Source organism: Streptomyces sp. ISL-43 (genome assembly GCF_018614195.1).
Classification (GTDB): domain Bacteria; phylum Actinomycetota; class Actinomycetes; order Streptomycetales; family Streptomycetaceae; genus Streptomyces.
Genome location: NZ_JAGGOT010000081.1, coordinates 17689 through 34923, shown reverse-complemented (window position 1 = coordinate 34923; position 17235 = coordinate 17689). Strand labels below are relative to the sequence as shown.

Genomic DNA, 17235 nt, shown 5'->3' with positions numbered 1-17235 from the left:
GGCTCAGGCCTGGTGCTTGAGGATGTAGCTCGCGGCGTCGCCGACGGTCTTGAGACCCTTGACGTCCTCGTCCGGGATCTTCACCTCGAAGCGCTCTTCGGCGGCGACGACGACCTCGACCATGGACAGCGAGTCGACGTCCAGGTCGTCGGTGAAGGACTTCTCGAGCTGGACGTCCTCGGTCGGGATGCCGGCGATCTCGTTGACGATCTCGGCGAGACCTTCGACGATCTCGTCCTGGGTGTAGGCCATGTGGCGCTCCTTCATTGGGTACTGGAGTACTGGGTGGAACAGGGACGGGAAAAGGGATCCCGGACCCTAGGGGAGGGTAACGACCGTCGCGGCGTAGACGAGTCCCGCCCCGAAGCCGATGACGAGCGCGGTGTCGCCGCTCTTCGCCGCTCCGGTCGCCAGGAGCCGCTCCATAGCGAGCGGGATCGAGGCGGCCGAGGTGTTGCCGGTGGTTTCGACGTCACGGGCGACCGTGACGTGCTCCGGCAGCTTCAGAGTCTTCACCATCGAGTCGATGATCCGCATGTTTGCCTGGTGCGGAATGAAGACGTCCAGGTCATCGGCGGTGATCCCGGCTGCGTCGAGCGCCTGCTGGGCCACCTTGGCCATCTCGAAGACGGCCCAGCGGAAGACCGCCTGACCCTCCTGCGTGATGGCCGGAAACTTCTCGGCGCTGTCCGTGCTGCGGTACTCGTCCCACGGCACGGTCTGCTTGATGGTCTCGGACTTGTCGCCCTCCGAACCCCACACCGTGGGGCCGATGGCCGGCTCGTCCGAGGGGCCGACGACCACGGCACCCGCGCCGTCACCGAACAGGAAGGCCGTCGCACGGTCCTCCAGATCGGTGAGGTCCGAGAGCCGCTCCACGCCGATGACGAGGACGTACTCCGCGGAGCCGTCCACCACCAGGCCCTTGGCCAGAGTCAGACCGTAGCCGAAACCGGCGCAGCCCGCGGAGATGTCGAACGCGGCGGGCTTGCCCGCGCCGACGCGGTGCGCGATCTCCGTCGCGACCGCCGGGGTCTGCTTGAAGTGCGACACCGTCGAGACGATCACGGCGCCGATCTTCTCCGGCGCGATCCCGGCGGCGGCCAGCGCCTTGCCGGAGGCCTCCACCGACATCGCGGCGACGGTCTCCTCGGGCGAGGCCCAGTGCCGTGTCGCGATGCCCGAACGGGATCGGATCCACTCGTCGGACGAGTCGATGGTCTCGAGGATGACCTCGTTGGGCACCACGCGGACAGGGCGGTAGCCGCCCACACCGAGGATGCGGGCGTACGGGGAGCCCTTGGCAGGCTTGATCTTCGACATGCTGTGTGGGCTCCTTCTCTCAGGCCGCGTGCTCGGCGACGAGCGCCGCGGCCTTCTCGAGATCGTCCGGGGTCCGGAGGGCCACGCTCGGTACGCCCTTCAGCGCGCGCTTGGCCAGACCCGTCAGGGTGCCACCGGGAGACAGCTCGATGATCCCCGTGACGCCCAGTTCGGCGAACGTCTCCATGCACAGGTCCCAGCGGACCGGATTGGCCACCTGGCCGACCAGCCGGGCGACGACGTCGGCGCCCGTGGTCACGACCTGACCATCCTTGTTCGATACGTACTTCAGCGCCGGGTCGGCCGGGGTGAGGGCCGCTGCGGCCTTCTCCAGGCCGGTGACCGCCGGAGCCATGTGGTGCGTGTGGAAGGCGCCCGCGACCTTGAGGGCGACGACCTTCATGGAACCCTCGGGCTTCTCGGCCTCCAGGGCCGCGATCTGCTCCATGGTCCCCGCGGCGACGATCTGGCCCGCGCCGTTGACGTTCGCCGGGGTCAGACCCAGCTTCTCCAGGTGGGCCACGACGACGTCCGGCTCACCGCCGAGGATCGCCGCCATGCCCGTAGCGGTGATCGCCGCGGCCTCGGCCATGCCGAGCCCCCGGGTGCGTACGAAGGACAGCGCGTCCGTGTCGGACAGTACGCCGGCGTAGGCGGCGGCGGTGATCTCGCCGACGCTGTGGCCCGCGACGGCACCGAAGGCGGTGCGTGCGCCGAGCTCGGACGCGGAAAGCAGACCGGCGGCAACCAGCAGGGGCTGCGCCACGGCCGTGTCGCGGATCTCGTCCGCGTCGGCCTTCGTGCCGTAGTGGGCAAGGTCGAGCCCGATGGCGTCCGACCAGCCGGCGACGCGGTCAGCGGCGCCGGGCAGTTCGAGCCAGGGAGTCAGGAAGCCGGGCGTCTGTGCGCCTTGGCCGGGAGCGACGAGTACGAGCACCCTCACACTCTCTCTTGTGTTCGGTCCGCGCCGCCCGTGGGGACAGGGACGAAGAACCTTCGGGGTAATTGTTGATGTCCGACAAAAGTCTAGGACTGCGGATCGCCGTCGGCCAGACGCCCGAGGATCAGGGCGATTCGCAGAGTGAACGCGGAACGGACATCTGAGGGCGACCAGCCGGTGACGTCCGTCACACGTCGCAGCCGGTAGCGCACGGTGTTCGGGTGCACGAACAGCATCCGAGCTGCGCCTTCGAGGCTGCTCGCCTGCTCCAGATAGACGCTGAGCGTCTCCAGGAGTGCCGAACCGGCCTCCTCCAGTGGTCTGTAGATCTCCTCCACCAGCTGCTCGCGAGCCGAAGGGTCCGAGGCGATCGCGCGCTCGGGCAGGAGATCGTCCGCCAGCACCGGCCGCGGAGCGTCCTGCCAGGCCGTGCAGGCCTTGAGCCCGGCGGCCGCGGCCTGCGCGGACTTCGTGGCGTTCAGCAGGTCCGGGACGACCGGGCCTGCCACCACGGGACCCGCCGCGAACGGCCCGATCAAGGACTTCGCGACCTGCATCGGATTGTCGCTGCCGCCCGCGATGACCACGAGCCGGTCGCCGAGCACACCGGTGAGGACCTGCAGCTTGTGGTGGCGGGCCGCGCGCCGGATCGCTTCGACCGTCAGCTCGCTGTCGCCCTCCGGCGCGGTGCCCAGCACCACGCACACGTGGTCCGGGGAGTTCCAGCCGAGCGCCGCCGCCCGGGACAGGGCGCCCTCGTCGGCCTCCCCGGAGAGCACCGCGTTGACGACCAGCGACTCCAGCCGGGCGTCCCACGCCCCCCGGGCCTCGGCGGCCTGCGCGTACACCTGGGCGGTCGCGAAGGCGATCTCCCGGGCGTACACCAGCAGCGCCTCGCGCAGGATCGACTCGTCGCCGGGCGCCGCGACCTCGTCGATCGCGGTCTCCATGACCTCGATCGTGGTCCGCACCATCTCGACGGTCTGGCGCAGGGTGATCGCCCGGGTCAGCTCCCGCGGAGCCGTCCCGAAGACGTCGGTGGAGATCGCCTGCGGGGTCTCCGGGTGCCGGAACCACTCGGTGAACGCGGCGATGCCGGCCTGGGCGACCAGGCCGATCCAGGACCGGTTCTCCGGTGGCATCGCCCGGTACCACGGCAGGGTCTCGTCCATGCGCGCGATGGCGTTGGCGGCGAGCCGGCCGGAGGACTTCTCGAGCCGCCGCAGCGTCGCGGAATGCGGATGGGCGGGAGCCGGATGCGCGGAATGGATCGCGGGGGAATGCTCACGTTCGGGTTGGGGCACGTGACAAGACTGCCTTATCGGGAAGCCCGCGCGGTGTCCGGTACCGCGGGCGCCGCCCGGCCCGGGGGCTACGGTGGCCCTCATGATTGATGTACGCCGAGGCGCCGACCGGTACGAGGGCGGGGATCGGGAAGCCGGGATCGCCACCCGGCACGCCTTCTCCTTCGGGCCCCACTACGACCCGGACAACCTGCGCTTCGGCCCGGTCATGGCGTGCAACGAGGAGATCCTCGCCCCCGGCGCCGGCTTCGACGAGCACCCCCACAGCCACACCGAGATCGTGACCTGGGTGGCCGAGGGCGAGCTCACCCACCGCGACGGCACGGGGGCCGCCACCCTGGTGCGGCCCGGCGACGTACAGCACCTCGGTGCCGCGTCCGGTACGCGCCACGTCGAGCGCAACGACGGCCCCGGGCCGCTGCGCTTCGTCCAGATGTGGCTCGCGCCGCTCGACCCGTCCGGGGAGCCCTCGTACGCCCTGGTCAGGGGCATCGCCGACAGCACGCCCTACGCGGTGCCGGCTGCCGGGGCCGTCCTGCACGTACGGCGTCCGGGCGCGGGCGAGCGGGTCGCCGTACCGGCGGCCGAGCGCGTGTACGTGCACGTCGTACGGGGAGACCTGCGCCTGGACGGCGAAAAGGGCGATGACGGCGAGGAGATCGGCCCCGGCGACTCGCTGCGGATCACCGGCGAGCCGGACGTGGAGCTCGTCGCCGGCTCCCCGGGCGAGCTGCTGATCTGGGAACTTCCCTAGCCGAGCTCGCCGAGCTCGCCGAGCTCGGCGAGCACCGCGTCGGTGAACGCGGGCCAGGCCTCCACGGCCCACGGGCCGAAGGGGCGGTCGGTCAGCGCCACGCACGCGGCGCGCGCGTCCGGGTCCACCCACAGGAAGGTCCCGGCCTGCCCGAAGTGCCCGAAGGTGCGCGGCGAGGAGCCGGCACCCGTCCAGTGCGGGGCCTTCCCGTCGCGGATCTCCAGGCCGAGGCCCCAGTCGTTGGGGGACTGGTGGCCGTAGCCGGGCAGGACGCCCTTGAGGCCGGGGTGGACCACGGCGGTGGCCTCGGCGACGGTGCGGACGTCCAGCAGCCGGGGCTGCTGGAGTTCGGCGGCGAAGCGCACGAGGTCGCCGACGGTGGAGACGCCGTCCTTGGCGGGGGAGCCGTCCAGGCTGGTCGACGCCATGCCCAGCGGTTCGAAGACGGCCTGGTGCAGGTACTCGGCGAAGGCGATCCCGGTGGCCTTCGCGATGTGGTCGCCGAGCACCTCGAAGCCGGCGTTCGAGTACAGGCGGCGCTGTCCGGGCGGGGAGGTCACGCGGTGCTCGTCGAAGGCCAGCCCGCTGGTGTGCGCCAGCAGGTGGCGGACCGTGGAGCCCTCGGGCCCGGCCGGCTCGTCCAGCTCGATCGCGCCCTCCTCGTAGGCGACGAGGGCGGCGTAGGCGGCGAGCGGCTTGGTGACGGAGGCCAGGGCGAAGCGGTGGTCCACCGGGCCGTGGGTGCCCAGTACGGTCCCGTCGGCGCGGACCACGGCGGCCGCGGCGGTCGGAACCGGCCAGTTCTCGATGGTCCGCAGACTCTGCATGCTCTCCATGCGGCCGAGCCTACTTGCTTGGAGTGCACTCCAAGGTTTTAGCGTGGTGGCCATGAGCCTGACGCAGACGCAGACGCGTTACACGATCAGCGAGGTCGAGGCCCGGACCGGTCTGACCCAGCACACGCTGCGCTGGTACGAGCGGATCGGCCTCATGCCGCACGTGGACCGCTCGCACTCGGGCCAGCGCCGCTTCAGCGACAAGGACCTCGACTGGCTGGCCTTCGTGGGCAAACTGCGCGCCACCGGGATGTCGGTGGCGGACATGGTCCGGTACGCGGAACTGGTCCGCGAGGGCGCGCACACCGTCGACCAGCGGCGCGAACTGCTGGAACGCACGCGCCGCGAGGTACGGGCGCGGATCGCGGAACTGGGCGACGCGCTCGCCGTACTGGACTACAAGATCGACACGTATTCGATGAGCACCGTTGCGATGTGCACCGTCGCGGAAGAGGCAGGCAGGACATGACCGGGAACACGGTGGAGATCGAGAAGGCCGAACTGGGCAAGGGCGGCCCGCTGGTGGGCGTCCAGGGCCTCGGCTGCATGGGCATGAGCGAGTTCTACGGGGACACGGACGAGGCGGTCGCCCGCCGGACCCTCGACGCGGCGCTGGCCGCCGGGGTCACCCTCTTCGACACCGCCGACGTCTACGGGCGGGGCGCGAACGAGGAGTTCCTCGCGCCGTTCGTGGCCGCGCACCGCGAAGAGATCACCCTCGCCACGAAGTTCGCCATCGAGCGCACCGACGACCCGGTGTACCGGGGCATCCGCAACGACGCGGCGTACGTCCGGCAGGCGGTGGAGGACAGCCTGCGCAGGCTCGGGACCGAGGTGATCGACCTGTACTACATGCACCGGCACGATCCGGTCGTGCCGTTCGCCGAATCGGTGGGAGCGATGGCGGAGTTGGTCCGGGAGGGGAAGGTGCGCCACCTCGGGCTGAGCGAGGTGACCGGAGCCGAGCTGCGCGAGGCGCACGCCGTGCACCCGATCGCGGCGCTCCAGTCCGAGTGGTCGCTCTTCAGCCGGGACGTGGAGCGCAGCGCGGTGGGCGCGGCGGCGGAGCTCGGAGTGGCGCTCGTGCCGTACTCCCCGCTCGGGCGCGGCTTCCTGACCGGCGCGTTCACGGACGCGACGACGGAGCTGACGGCCGGCGACTACCGGCAGTACCAGCCCCGCTTCACGGGCGACAACGCGAAGGCGAACGCGGCGCTGCTGGCGCCCGTACGGGAGATCGCGGCGGCGCGGGAGGCCACGCCGGGGCAGATCGCGCTGGCGTGGGTGCAGCAGCGGTCGGCGGTACACGGGCTGACGGTGGTCCCGATCCCCGGCACGCGCAGGCCGGAGCGGCTCGCGGAGAACACGGCGGCGACCCGGATCGTCCTGACGGCAGCCGAGCTGGCGCTCCTGGAGCCGATCGCGGGCCGGGTCGCGGGTGACCGCTACCCGGACATGTCCTCCACGTCGGCGGCCCGCGAGGCCCGCTGACCGGACGGCTCCGCACGCGGCCGGGCCTCGCGGCGGAGGGCTAGGCCTCCGCCGCGAAGCGGTCGCACAGGGCCGCGTACTCCGCGTCCGTGAGCAGGCCCGCGCCGTGCAGCTCGCTCAGGTGCCGCAGCCGGCCGCCCGGGCGGGGCGCCGGTACGGAGGCGACCGGGGTACGGCCGCGCAGCGCGGCCAGTACGCAGGCCGCGAACGGCAAGGACTCGTGCACGGCCCCGTAGCCCACGCCGAAGACGGCCGAGGCGAGGTCGTGGTCCGGGCGCGGATCGCCCGGGGCGTCACGGACCGACAGCCGCAGGTGGCCCCCGGGACGGTCCGCGGAGTGCCATTCGACGCCGGTCAGCGCGGCCAGCGGATAACGCTGGTCGCCCGCCTTCCACTTGGTGCTCGTGGCCCCCGTACGGGACCAGTGGAAGGTGACGGCGCCGCCGTCGAAGGCGAGGCGCGCGTCGTACGCCTTCAGGGCGAGCGGCGGCTCGGGCGCCGAGACCAGGAAGCGGTCGGCCGGCCCGGCCGGGCCCAGCCGCTCGCGCAGGGCCTGCGCGAAGGCCGCGGCCCGCCCCCGCGCGTCGCCCGGCAGCACCAGCCGGTACGGATCGCACACTTCCCTCAGCTGCCCCGCCGCGACCTCCATCAGGGGGTCCGCGCCCACCCGTGCGCACGCGCGCAGCACCACGGTGCCCCGCCGTCCCGCGGTCAGGCTCACCCCGGACAACGCTTCGAGGGGGATCCGGCGCGCCCCCAGGGCGTGCCAGAGCCTGGGCGTTCGCATCCCCCGTGCGAAGCGGATGATCATCGAGTCCGTGGTGCGGTCGAACTCCCAGACGGCATGGTTTCCGGCCAGTACGTCACCCATGCGGCACATCGTAAAGGGACGCACCCCCACGCGTCCCCCCGCTGTGAGGTCCGATTTCGGGTCGTCCGGGCGGGTCAGGAACCGTCCGCGCGGGATACTCCGCGCCGGCACGTGTCGTCCCCGGTGGCGCACACAGTGGAACCGAACTCACCGGTTCCGATTTTGGCGAAGTTGTCCAGGGAGGCGGTCCCTGGCTCGAAATAGCCGGTGTGGCTCTTGGCCCCGGCCGCGGACAGCACGCGCGCGCCGAACCCCGGAGCGACCGGATCCGCGCCGTGGCCCAGTCCGCCGAACTCCAGGTGCGGCACGTCGGCGATCCAGTCGCCGGAGTCCCGCATCGACCACACCCGCGCCGAAGTGCCCAGGTCCCCGACGGTGTCGGCCCGCATTCCCGGGCTGCCGGCCACCGCGATGTCCGTGACCCGGGCCGGCAGTTCGTCCGCGGCGACCCCGCACACCACGGAGCCGTAGCTGTGGCAGAACAGCGCCACACTGGAGCGCCCGGGCAGCGCGTCGGCCAGCGCGCGCAGCCTGGCCGCGCCGTCCACGGCCATCCGGCCCGTCGCCGCGTCCATGCCGACCCCGGTCGGGGCGGTGTAGCCGGCCCAGGCGATGACCGCCGTCCGGCTCGTGGGCGCGGTCGCGCGCTCGGCCCCGTACAGGGACTCCGCCATGCCGACGGGGGCGGTCAGGCGCCGCTCGGTGCGCTCGAAGGTGAGCGCGTCGGTGTCGACGCCGGGGACGATCACCGAGACCCGGCGGGCCGCGTCGAGATCGCCGAAGACCTCGGCGACGAGGCCGCCGCCGGTGGGGTCGAAGGTGAGGATCTGCCGGCGGGGTTCGGCGAGGGACTCGAAGCGGTGGGCGCGCCGCGCGGCCGTGGCGCGGTCGGCGGGGGCCAGCGAGACGTCGCCCCGGTGGGCCTCCTCGAGCCGCGCGGCCCGCTGCAGGCCGATCCGGTTGGCCCGGTAGCGGGCGGTGACCGGAGCGCCGTCGAGGCTGCCGACGACGAGCGGGTGGGCCTCGGCGAGCCGGGCGCGCTGGGCGCCGTCCAGGCTCGCGAAGAAGCGCGCCACCGTCCGCGCGGGGGCGTCGGCGGCGGGCAGCGCCCGGCCGCCGAAGCGCGCCTGGGCCCAGGAGGCGAGCGCCGCCTCGCGCGGGGACACGCCGCCCTCGGGCCGGTACACCGAGGTCCAGCCGGTGGTCGCGAGCATGAGGAAGACCACCGCCAGCGCGAGCAGGGTGCGCAGGGCGGCCGGACGCGCGACGATGTCGGACGCGAGGGGATGGGCGGGGCCGGGCAGGTTCACTGAGCTCAGGGTAGGAGACCGCCCCGGGCAGTGGCGCGCGGGGTGACCGGAGTCACCGCCGACCGTGCGCGGCGGGCCGCCACCGGCGGAGATCGCGTACGGGGCCGCGTACGGGCGGACGCGCGGCCAGGGACCCTTCGTACGGGCGGACCCGCGGCCCGGGCCGCCGCCGGTCAGCCGGGACGGCGCCAGGCCGCGGCCAGCGCCGGGCCGATCTGGTCGAGGTAGCGGACGGTCATCCGCCGGATCGTGTCGACGCTGGTGTCCTCGCCCTGGCCCCAGAGGCGGCCGGTGACCCGCATCACGCCCGAGAAGGCGGCGACGGCCACCCGGGGCCGGGGATCGGCGTCCACGTCCAGGTCCTCGCGCTCGGCGATCAGCCGGGCGATCCGCTCCTCCAGTTCGGTGGAGCGGCGCAGGTGCACGGCGAGCAGGGCCGGTGTGGACTCGATGAGCCGGTAGCTGCGCATGTACAGGTCGACCGGGACCAGGTCCGAGATGGCCTCCTCGATGGTGTCCCAGGCGTCCAGCACGGCCGCGCGCATCGCTTCCAGGGGGCCCTCGGCGGGCGGCCGGGCGCGCAGCGCCGCGACGAAGTGCGATTCGACCAGGTCCTGGACGGCGAAGGCGACCTCCTCCTTGTTGGCGAAGTACCGGAAGAAGGTGCGCTGGGAGACGTCCACCGCGTCGGTGATCTCGTCGACGGTGGTCTCCTCGTACCCCTGGGCGGTGAAGAGGTGGAGCGCGGCGCGCAGCAGCGCGTCGCGGGTGCGCCGCTTCTTGCGCTCGCGCAGTCCGGCCGCCGGCGCGGACGGCGCGGGCCGCTGGTCGGTCATCACGGCGGACGGGGTCCTTTCTGACGCGGAGTGGGCGGTCAGGGTATCCGTCCTCCCCGCCCGGCCGTCACGGGCGCCGCCGACGACACGTTCGTGTCAGGGACGGGCACCGCCTCCACCGCCCGCGGGCGCGGGCGCGGCCCACGTCCAGGCCGTGCCCGGTGCCGACCGGCCCGCTCCGCGGCCGGTCGGACGGGCCGCGGACGCGTCAACTCCGGGGCCGCCGCAGCCCCGCCGGGGGCCCCGGCGGGGTTGTCGCCTATCCGGGTGGACCCGCCCCCGGCCCCTTCCGCCGGCCCGTATGCGCAGGTCAGCGTGGTGTCGACGGAGCTCCGGAATCGGTCCGGGGCCCGTAAGTCCACCAGGAGTTGACCCGTCATGCGTACGTGGAGCACCACTTCTTCCGGGCGCGCCGTCGCCACGGCCGCCGTCCTCGCCGCCACCCTGCTGGTCCCGGGCACGGCGGGATCCGCCCACGCGGCGGGCCCTGCCCGGGGCCACGCCTCGGCCCACACATCGGGCCACGCTTCGAGCCACACATCGGCCCACACCCCCGGCCATGCCTCCGGGCCGCCGACGCTCGGGGCCTGCGCCACCGGGCAGCTGTGCTTGTGGGCGAAGCCGGAGTTCAAGGGGGCGCGCAAGACCCACGAGCTCAGCACCCTCGACATCAACAGCTGCACGGCGCTGCCGCCCGGCACCACCGCCCAGTCCCTCGTCAACCGCACCGGGCGCCCGGTCACCACCTACCAGTCGGCCGAGTGCGCCGAGACGGGAGAGTTCCAGACCTACCCGGGCGACGGGGTGTGGCTGCCCCAGTCCCCCTACCAGGTCAGGGCGTTCAAGGTGTGGGAGCGCTGACGGCGCCCGCCGCCGGAGCCGCCCCGGGCGCCTGGACCGGTACGTCCGCCTCCGCGCCCGGGGCGGGCCCGGCGGCCCGGGCCCCGGCCCCGGCGCCTCCCGCGGTTCCCGAGCCGGCCCCGGCCGCGCCGAGCCGGGCGACCTCCGCGCGCAGCGCCCGTACCTCCACCGTCAGTTCGGCGATCGCCGCCGTCTGCGCCCGTTCCACCAGGTCGTCCCGCTCGAAGCGGGAGATGAACCAGGCCGCGATGTTGGCGGTCACCACACCCAGCAGCGCGATCCCCGACAGCATCAGCCCCACCGCCAGCAGCCGGCCGAGCCCGGTGGTGGGGGAGTGGTCCCCGTACCCGACCGTCGTCATGGTCGTCACCGACCACCACAGGGCGTCACCCAGGTTCTTGATGTTGCCGCCAGGAGCCTCCCGCTCCACGCTCAGCACGGCGAGCGAGCCGAACATCAGCAGCCCGACCACCGCGCCCGCCACGTAGGTGGTCAACCGGATCTGCGGGGCCATCCGGGCCCGCCGGCCCACCAGCAGCAGCGTGGAGACCACGCGCAGCAGCCGCAGCGGCTGGATCATCGGCAGCAGCACCGCCGCCAGGTCCATCCAGTGGGTCCGTACGAACGCCTTCCTCGTCGTCGACAGGCCGAGCCGCACCAGGTAGTCAGCGGCGAAGGCCGCCCACACCACCCACTCGGCGTGCTTGCAGGCGCTGTGTACGGCCGGACTCGCGTCGGGCAGGGCGATGGGCACGGCGTAGGCGACGGCGAATCCGAGGGCGAGCACCAGCAGAGGCGTCTGCGTCCGGCGCTCCCACCGCGTCTGGCGGGAGGGTTGCTTCATGCGGAGCATCGTAGGGAACGGGCAAAGCGAAACGGGCCCCGGCTGGGCGGGGCCCGTTCACCCGACGACGGTGGGCCGGGTCCGCCTCGGCGGCCCGGCCCACGTCGTCACCCGTTCATCCCGCGGAGCGTCAGGCGTCGCCGCCCGCCGCGCCCGGGTCGGCCGCCCTGACGTCCAGCAGCTGGTACCGGTCGATCGCCTGCTTCAGCGCCGAGCGGTCGATCTTGCCCTCCCGGGACAGCTCGGTCAGCACCGAGAGGACCACCGACTGCGCGTCGATGTGGAAGAACCGCCGGGCCGCACCGCGCGTGTCCGCGAAGCCGAAGCCGTCCGCGCCCAGCGACGTGTAGGTGCCGGGCACCCAGCGCGAGATCTGGTCCGGGACCGCCCGCATCCAGTCGGAGACCGCCACGAAGGGGCCCTCCGCGCCGGACAGCTTGCGGGTCACGTACGGGACGCGCTGCTCCTCCTCCGGGTGGAGCAGGTTGTGCTCCTCCACCGCGATGGCCTCGCGGCGCAGCTCGTTCCAGGAGGTCGCCGACCAGACGTCCGCCTTGACGTTCCACTCGGCGGCCAGGATCCGCTGGGCCTCCAGCGCCCACGGCACCGCCACGCCCGAGGCCATGATCTGCGCCCCGACGCTGCCCGTGGTCCCGGTGGAGACCCGGTGGATGCCCTTGAGGATGCCGTCCACGTCGACGTCCGCCGGCTCGGCCGGGTGCTGGATCGGCTCGTTGTAGACGGTCAGGTAGTAGAAGACGTCCTCGGCGTCGGGCCCGTACATCCGCCGCAGACCGTCCTTGACGATGTGCGCGATCTCGTACCCGTACGCCGGGTCGTACGCCACACAGCCCGGGTTGGTCGACGCCAGCAGCTGGGAGTGGCCGTCGGCGTGCTGCAGGCCCTCACCCGTCAGGGTGGTCCGGCCGGCGGTAGCGCCGAGGACGAAACCGCGGGCCAGCTGGTCGGCCATCTGCCAGAACTGGTCACCGGTGCGCTGGAAACCGAACATCGAGTAGAAGACGTAGACGGGGATCAGCGGCTCGCCGTGCGTCGCGTACGCCGAACCGGCGGCGATCAGCGAGGCCGTGCAGCCCGCCTCCGAGATGCCGTCGTGCAGCATCTGGCCGGTCGGGGACTCCTTGTACGCGAGCAGCAGGTCGCGGTCGACCGCCTCGTACTGCTGGCCCAGCGGGTTGTAGATCTTCGCGCTCGGGAAGAACGCGTCCATGCCGAAGGTGCGGTACTCGTCGGGCGCGATCAGCACGAAGCGCCTGCCGATCTCCTTGTCCCGCATGAGGTCCTTCAGGATGCGGACGAAGGCCATCGTGGTGGCGATCGACTGCTGGCCCGAACCCTTCTTGGCAGCCGCGTACGCCGTGTCGTCCGGCAGCTGCAGCGGCTTGGCGCGCACCACACGGGTCGGCACGTAGCCGCCGTGCGCGCTGCGCTGGTCGTGCATGTACTGGATCTCGGGGGAATTGCGGCCCGGGTGGTAGTACGGAGGGGCGCCGCTCTCCAGCTGGGCGTCCGTGATCGGGATGTGCAGGCGGTCGCGGAAGCGCTTGAGGTCGTCGACCGTCAGCTTCTTCATCTGGTGCGTCGCGTTGCGGCCCTCGAAGTTCGGGCCCAGCGTCCAGCCCTTGACCGTCTGGGCCAGGATCACCGTCGGCTGGCCCTTGTGGGCCTTGGCCGCCGCGTAGGCCGCGTAGACCTTCTTGTGGTCGTGGCCGCCGCGGCCCAGGTGCTGGATCTGCTGGTCGGTCATGTTCTCGACCATCGCGCGCAGCCGCTGGTCGCCGCCGAAGAAGTGGTCACGGATGTACGCGCCCGACTCGGTGGCGTACGTCTGGAACTGCCCGTCCGGGGTGGAGTTCATCTTGTTGACCAGGATGCCGTCCCGGTCCTGGGCCAGCAGCGGGTCCCAGGAACGGTCCCAGATCAGCTTGATGACGTTCCAGCCGGCGCCCCGGAAGATCGACTCCAACTCCTGGATGATCTTGCCGTTGCCGCGCACCGGGCCGTCGAGGCGCTGGAGGTTGCAGTTGACGACGAAGGTCAGGTTGTCCAGGCCTTCGCGCGCGGCGATGGACAGTTGGCCGAGCGACTCCGGCTCGTCCATCTCGCCGTCACCGAGATACGCCCATACGTGGGACTTGGAGGTGTCCGCGATCCCGCGCGCCTGCATGTACCGGTTCATCCGGGCCTGGTAGATCGCACCGAGCGGGCCGAGGCCCATCGAGACGGTCGGGAACTCCCAGAAGTCCGGCATCAGCCGCGGGTGCGGGTAGCTGGACAGGCCGTACGGGGCCTTCGACTTCTCCTGGCGGAACGCGTCGAGCTGCTGCTCGGAGAGCCGGTCCAGGAGGTAGGCGCGGGCGTAGATGCCGGGGGAGGCGTGGCCCTGGAAGAAGATCTGGTCGCCGCCGTCACCCTCGTCCTTGCCCCGGAAGAAGTGGTTGAAGCCCACGTCGTAGAGGGAGGCGGAGGAGGCGAAGGTGGCGATGTGGCCGCCGACGCCGATGCCGGGGCGCTGGGCGCGCGAGACCATGACGGCCGCGTTCCACCGGGTGGCGTTGAGGACCTTGCGCTCGATCTCCTCGTTGCCGGGGAAGAAGGGCTCGTCCTTGGTGGCGATGGTGTTGACGTAGTCCGTGGAGCGCATCTCGGGCACGGCCACGCGCTTCTCGCGGGCCCGCTCGATCAGCCGCAGCATCAGGTAGCGGGCGCGCTCACGGCCCCGCTCGTCGACGGCGGCGTCCAGCGAGTCGAGCCACTCCTGCGTCTCTTCCGGATCGAAGTCCGGGACCTGACTCGGCAGGCCACCAATGATGATCGGATTGCGATCGGATGCGGAAGCCACGCTGTTCCTTCGCTGTCGGGGGAGTCGTGCCTTGGGGTTCGCCGCCTCCCATGGTCGTACGCTCGGCGGAAATCGTCATCTTTACCGCTCGGTAATCCCTTGAGTCGGCGGGATTGTGGTGGCTGTGGCGACGACACCGGCCAAACCGCAACCTTACGCCCATGTCGATCTAGGACTCCGCTGGGCCGTTCGTCCCTCAAACAGGTAGGAAAGTCCCGAGGCGATGCCGAATGCGGTGGAATGGTGTGGGATGAATCACCAGAGGTACATACGGAGAGGCTGAAAGTTGCGGCGAGACGGCCGCAATCGTCACCGTTTCGACGGTCTCGGCGGCCGGGTACTTGCGCGATCCGCCGCGCCCGTGTGGACTACGCCCAATGCTGCGCGTACGCGCGCCGCCGAAGAACATTCACCGAACATGAGCAGGAGGCACCCCGTGAGCGCGACCGCGGACCACGCGGAGAACCTGGCCGCCCGGCTGGGTTTCCAGTCCGAACAGGTGGTCCAGGAGATCGGCTACGACGACGACGTCGATCAGGAATTCCGTGATGCTGTAGAGGGTCACGTCACCGAACTCGTCGATGAGGACTACGACGATGTCGCAGACGCGGTTCTGCTCTGGTTCCGGGAGGACGACGGCGACCTGACGGACGCCCTGGTCGACGCGACCGAGCTGGTCGAGGACGGCGCACTGATCCTGCTGGTGACTCCCAAGACCGGCAAGGACGGCTTCGTCGAGGCCAGCGACATCAGCGAGGCCGCCGAGACCGCCGGCCTCTCCCTGGCCAAGGGCCTCCCCGTCGGCAAGGAGTGGACCGCCACCAAGCTGGCGACCCCGAAGACGGCCAAGTCCAAGCGCTGAGCCGCGCCCCGCAGCCAAGCGGACACACGCACCCCGCCTGCCGGAATCATCCCGGCCGGCGGGGTGCGTGCGTTCGGCGGCGGCCGCCGCCACCGCCGGACGCGGCCACGGACCCCGCCGGACGCGGCACACCCGACGCCCGGCAGGGGTCGTACGAGCGGCGGACCCATAAGCTGAGATCACCCGGACAGCCCAACGCAGGGCTGCGGGACCGAAGGGATGCGACAGATGGCGATCGAGGTCGGCAGCAAGGCCCCGGACTTCGAGCTCAAGGACAACCACGGCGCCACCGTGCGGCTCTCCGACTTCCGCGGGGAGAAGGCCGTGGTGCTGCTCTTCTACCCGTTCGCCTTCACCGGTGTCTGCACCGGCGAGCTGTGCGAGCTGCGCGACCAGCTCCCGCGCTTCCAGAACGCCGACGTGCAGCTCCTCGCGGTCTCCAACGACTCCGTGCCCACCCTGCGCGTCTTCGGCGAGCAGGAGGGCCTGGACTACCCGCTCCTGTCGGACTTCTGGCCGCACGGCGAGACCTCGCGCGCCTACGGGGTCTTCGACGAGGACAAGGGCTGCGCGGTGCGCGGCACCTTCGTCATCGACAAGGACGGCATCGTGCGCTGGAGTGTCGTCAACGGACTGCCCGACGCGCGTGACCTGAACGAGTACATCAAGGCCCTCGACAGCCTCTGAGGGCCTGTGGGCCCGTTCGGCATGCTCGTGGGCCCGTTCGCCTCGAATAAGCCCGTACAGGCGGGAACCCGTCACTAGGATCGAAACGTTGATCCTGCAGAAACCGCACGACGGGGCCCCGCCCCACACAAAACCTTATGGAGGACCCGTGGGAGTCAGCCTCAGCAAGGGCGGCAACGTCTCGCTGACCAAGGCCGCGCCGAACCTGACGGCGGTCATCGTCGGTCTGGGCTGGGACGCTCGCACCACCACCGGCGTCGACTTCGACCTCGACGCCAGCGCGATCCTGACCAACGACCAGGGCAAGGTCGCCAGCGACGCGAACTTCGTGTTCTTCAACAACCTGAAGAGCCCGGACGGTTCGGTCGAGCACACCGGTGACAACACCACCGGTGAGGGCGAAGGCGACGACGAGGCGATCAAGGTCAACCTCGCCGGTGTCCCCGCCGACGTGGCCAAGATCGTCTTCCCGGTCTCGATCTACGAGGCCGAGAGCCGCCAGCAGAGCTTCGGCCAGGTCCGCAACGCCTACATCCGCGTCGTGAACCAGGCCGACAACACCGAGCTCGCCCGCTACGACCTGTCGGAGGACGCCTCGACCGAGACCGCCATGGTCTTCGGCGAGCTGTACCGCAACGGCGCGGAGTGGAAGTTCCGTGCCATCGGCCAGGGTTACGCCTCGGGCCTGCGCGGCATCGCGCAGGACTTCGGCGTCAACGTCTGAGCCCCCGGGCCGGCCTGATCCGTCAGAGCAGCCTCTTCACCTGTCCGGCGCCGTGCACTGTGTGTACGGCGCCGTTCCGGCTTTACCGCCGCACCGCCGCACCGCCACGTCGTCACACCGTTGTCCGGGGAGGACCACAACATGGGCGTCACACTCGCCAAGGGGGGCAATGTCTCCCTCTCCAAGGCCGCACCGAACCTCACCCGGGTCCTGATCGGCCTCGGATGGGACGCGCGATCGACGACGGGGGCCGACTTCGACCTCGACGCCAGCGCGCTGCTGTGCAACAGCGGCCGGGTGCTCGGGGACGAGTACTTCGTCTTCTACAACAACCTGAAGAGCCCCGAGGGCTCCGTCGAACACACGGGGGACAATCTCACCGGCGAGGGTGAGGGCGACGACGAGTCGATCATCATCGACCTCACCGAGGTGCCGGAGTCCGTGGACAAGATCGTCTTCCCGGTCTCCATCCACGAGGCGGATGCCCGCCGGCAGAGCTTCGGCCAGGTCAGCAACGCGTTCATCCGCGTGGTCAATCAGGCGGACGGCCAGGAACTGGCGCGCTACGACCTCTCCGAGGACGCTTCCAGCGAGACCGCGATGATCTTCGGCGAGGTCTACCGGTACGGGGGCGAATGGAAGTTCCGGGCCGTGGGGCAGGGGTACGCGTCGGGGCTGCGGGGCATCGCTCTAGACTTCGGGGTCAATGTTTCGTAAAGCCGTACAACA

The 17235-nt window shown here is 71.5% G+C and carries 18 protein-coding genes; 8 read left to right on the top strand and 10 right to left on the bottom strand.

The features are described from left to right. Nucleotides 1-3: 3 nt before the first annotated feature. From J7F03_RS36285 to J7F03_RS36270, 4 genes are all read right to left on the bottom strand, one after another. Complete coding sequence (locus tag J7F03_RS36285; RefSeq protein ID WP_214957148.1) at nt 4-252, bottom strand: acyl carrier protein; 249 nt, start codon at nt 250-252, stop codon at nt 4-6. A 66-nt stretch (nt 253-318) separates the two neighbouring features. Next, entirely contained in the window at nt 319-1323 is a 1005-nt protein-coding gene (locus J7F03_RS36280) for a ketoacyl-ACP synthase III (RefSeq protein WP_214957146.1), read from the bottom strand. A 19-nt stretch (nt 1324-1342) separates the two neighbouring features. Further along, nucleotides 1343-2260: an ACP S-malonyltransferase gene (locus J7F03_RS36275; RefSeq protein WP_214957144.1), complete on the bottom strand. Its 918-nt coding sequence runs from the start codon at nt 2258-2260 to the stop codon at nt 1343-1345. Nucleotides 2261-2349: 89 nt separating this feature from the next. Further along, nucleotides 2350-3567, bottom strand: a complete 1218-nt coding sequence (locus J7F03_RS36270; RefSeq protein ID WP_374104444.1) for a PucR family transcriptional regulator — start codon at nt 3565-3567, stop codon at nt 2350-2352. 82 nt (nt 3568-3649) lie between these two features. Here J7F03_RS36270 and J7F03_RS36265 point away from each other — a divergent pair, with 82 nt between their 5' ends. Continuing rightward, a complete protein-coding gene (locus J7F03_RS36265; RefSeq protein WP_214957142.1) occupies nt 3650-4321 on the top strand; it encodes a pirin family protein in 672 nt (223 codons plus the stop codon). Here the strand turns inward: J7F03_RS36265 and J7F03_RS36260 are convergent. After that, on the bottom strand, nt 4318-5148 hold the full coding sequence (locus J7F03_RS36260) for a serine hydrolase (protein WP_214957243.1): 831 nt from the start codon (nt 5146-5148) through the stop codon (nt 4318-4320). The genes J7F03_RS36265 and J7F03_RS36260 overlap by 4 nt on opposite strands. A 61-nt stretch (nt 5149-5209) precedes the next feature. Between J7F03_RS36260 and J7F03_RS36255 the strand changes: the two genes are divergently transcribed. Both J7F03_RS36255 and J7F03_RS36250 read left to right on the top strand, forming a co-directional pair. Further along, nucleotides 5210-5626: a MerR family transcriptional regulator gene (locus J7F03_RS36255; protein ID WP_251073021.1), complete on the top strand. Its 417-nt coding sequence runs from the start codon at nt 5210-5212 to the stop codon at nt 5624-5626. Further along, nucleotides 5623-6648 carry an aldo/keto reductase gene (locus tag J7F03_RS36250; protein WP_214957138.1) on the top strand — a complete coding sequence of 342 codons (1026 nt, stop codon included), beginning with the start codon at nt 5623-5625 and terminating at the stop codon, nt 6646-6648. Before J7F03_RS36255 ends, J7F03_RS36250 begins: the two co-directional genes overlap by 4 nt. 40 nt (nt 6649-6688) lie before the next feature. On the opposite strand, the gene J7F03_RS36245 is transcribed toward J7F03_RS36250, so the two are convergent. The 3 genes from J7F03_RS36245 to J7F03_RS36235 form a co-directional block, all read right to left on the bottom strand. Next, nucleotides 6689-7519: a DUF4429 domain-containing protein gene (locus tag J7F03_RS36245; RefSeq protein ID WP_214957136.1), complete on the bottom strand. Its 831-nt coding sequence runs from the start codon at nt 7517-7519 to the stop codon at nt 6689-6691. Nucleotides 7520-7593: 74 nt separating this feature from the next. After that, nucleotides 7594-8733, bottom strand: a complete 1140-nt coding sequence (locus J7F03_RS36240; RefSeq protein ID WP_214957241.1) for an alpha/beta hydrolase — start codon at nt 8731-8733, stop codon at nt 7594-7596. A 269-nt stretch (nt 8734-9002) separates the two neighbouring features. Next, the gene (locus tag J7F03_RS36235) at nt 9003-9665 is read right to left on the bottom strand and encodes a TetR/AcrR family transcriptional regulator (RefSeq protein ID WP_214957239.1); all 663 of its coding nucleotides are present in this window, start codon (nt 9663-9665) and stop codon (nt 9003-9005) included. Between the two features lie 378 nt (nt 9666-10043). Between J7F03_RS36235 and J7F03_RS36230 the strand changes: the two genes are divergently transcribed. Beyond that, nucleotides 10044-10526 carry a peptidase inhibitor family I36 protein gene (locus tag J7F03_RS36230; protein ID WP_214957134.1) on the top strand — a complete coding sequence of 161 codons (483 nt, stop codon included), beginning with the start codon at nt 10044-10046 and terminating at the stop codon, nt 10524-10526. On the opposite strand, the gene J7F03_RS36225 is transcribed toward J7F03_RS36230, so the two are convergent. Both J7F03_RS36225 and aceE read right to left on the bottom strand, forming a co-directional pair. Further along, the gene (locus J7F03_RS36225) at nt 10507-11370 is read right to left on the bottom strand and encodes a potassium channel family protein (protein WP_214957132.1); all 864 of its coding nucleotides are present in this window, start codon (nt 11368-11370) and stop codon (nt 10507-10509) included. The two genes, J7F03_RS36230 and J7F03_RS36225, sit on opposite strands and share 20 nt — an antisense overlap. Before the next feature lie 130 nt (nt 11371-11500). Next, entirely contained in the window at nt 11501-14233 is a 2733-nt protein-coding gene (aceE, locus tag J7F03_RS36220) for a pyruvate dehydrogenase (acetyl-transferring), homodimeric type (RefSeq protein WP_214957130.1), read from the bottom strand. Nucleotides 14234-14669: 436 nt separating this feature from the next. Here aceE and J7F03_RS36215 point away from each other — a divergent pair, with 436 nt between their 5' ends. From J7F03_RS36215 to J7F03_RS36200, 4 genes are all read left to right on the top strand, one after another. Continuing rightward, nucleotides 14670-15095 (top strand): DUF3052 domain-containing protein, encoded by a 426-nt coding sequence (locus J7F03_RS36215; protein ID WP_214957128.1) that lies wholly within the window; start codon nt 14670-14672, stop codon nt 15093-15095. A 228-nt stretch (nt 15096-15323) separates the two neighbouring features. Continuing rightward, complete coding sequence (locus J7F03_RS36210; RefSeq protein WP_214957126.1) at nt 15324-15782, top strand: peroxiredoxin; 459 nt, start codon at nt 15324-15326, stop codon at nt 15780-15782. Nucleotides 15783-15930: 148 nt separating this feature from the next. Then, a complete protein-coding gene (locus J7F03_RS36205) occupies nt 15931-16506 on the top strand; it encodes a TerD family protein (protein WP_008739115.1) in 576 nt (191 codons plus the stop codon). Between the two features lie 141 nt (nt 16507-16647). Continuing rightward, nucleotides 16648-17223, top strand: a complete 576-nt coding sequence (locus J7F03_RS36200) for a TerD family protein (RefSeq protein ID WP_214957124.1) — start codon at nt 16648-16650, stop codon at nt 17221-17223. Nucleotides 17224-17235 lie beyond the last annotated feature (12 nt).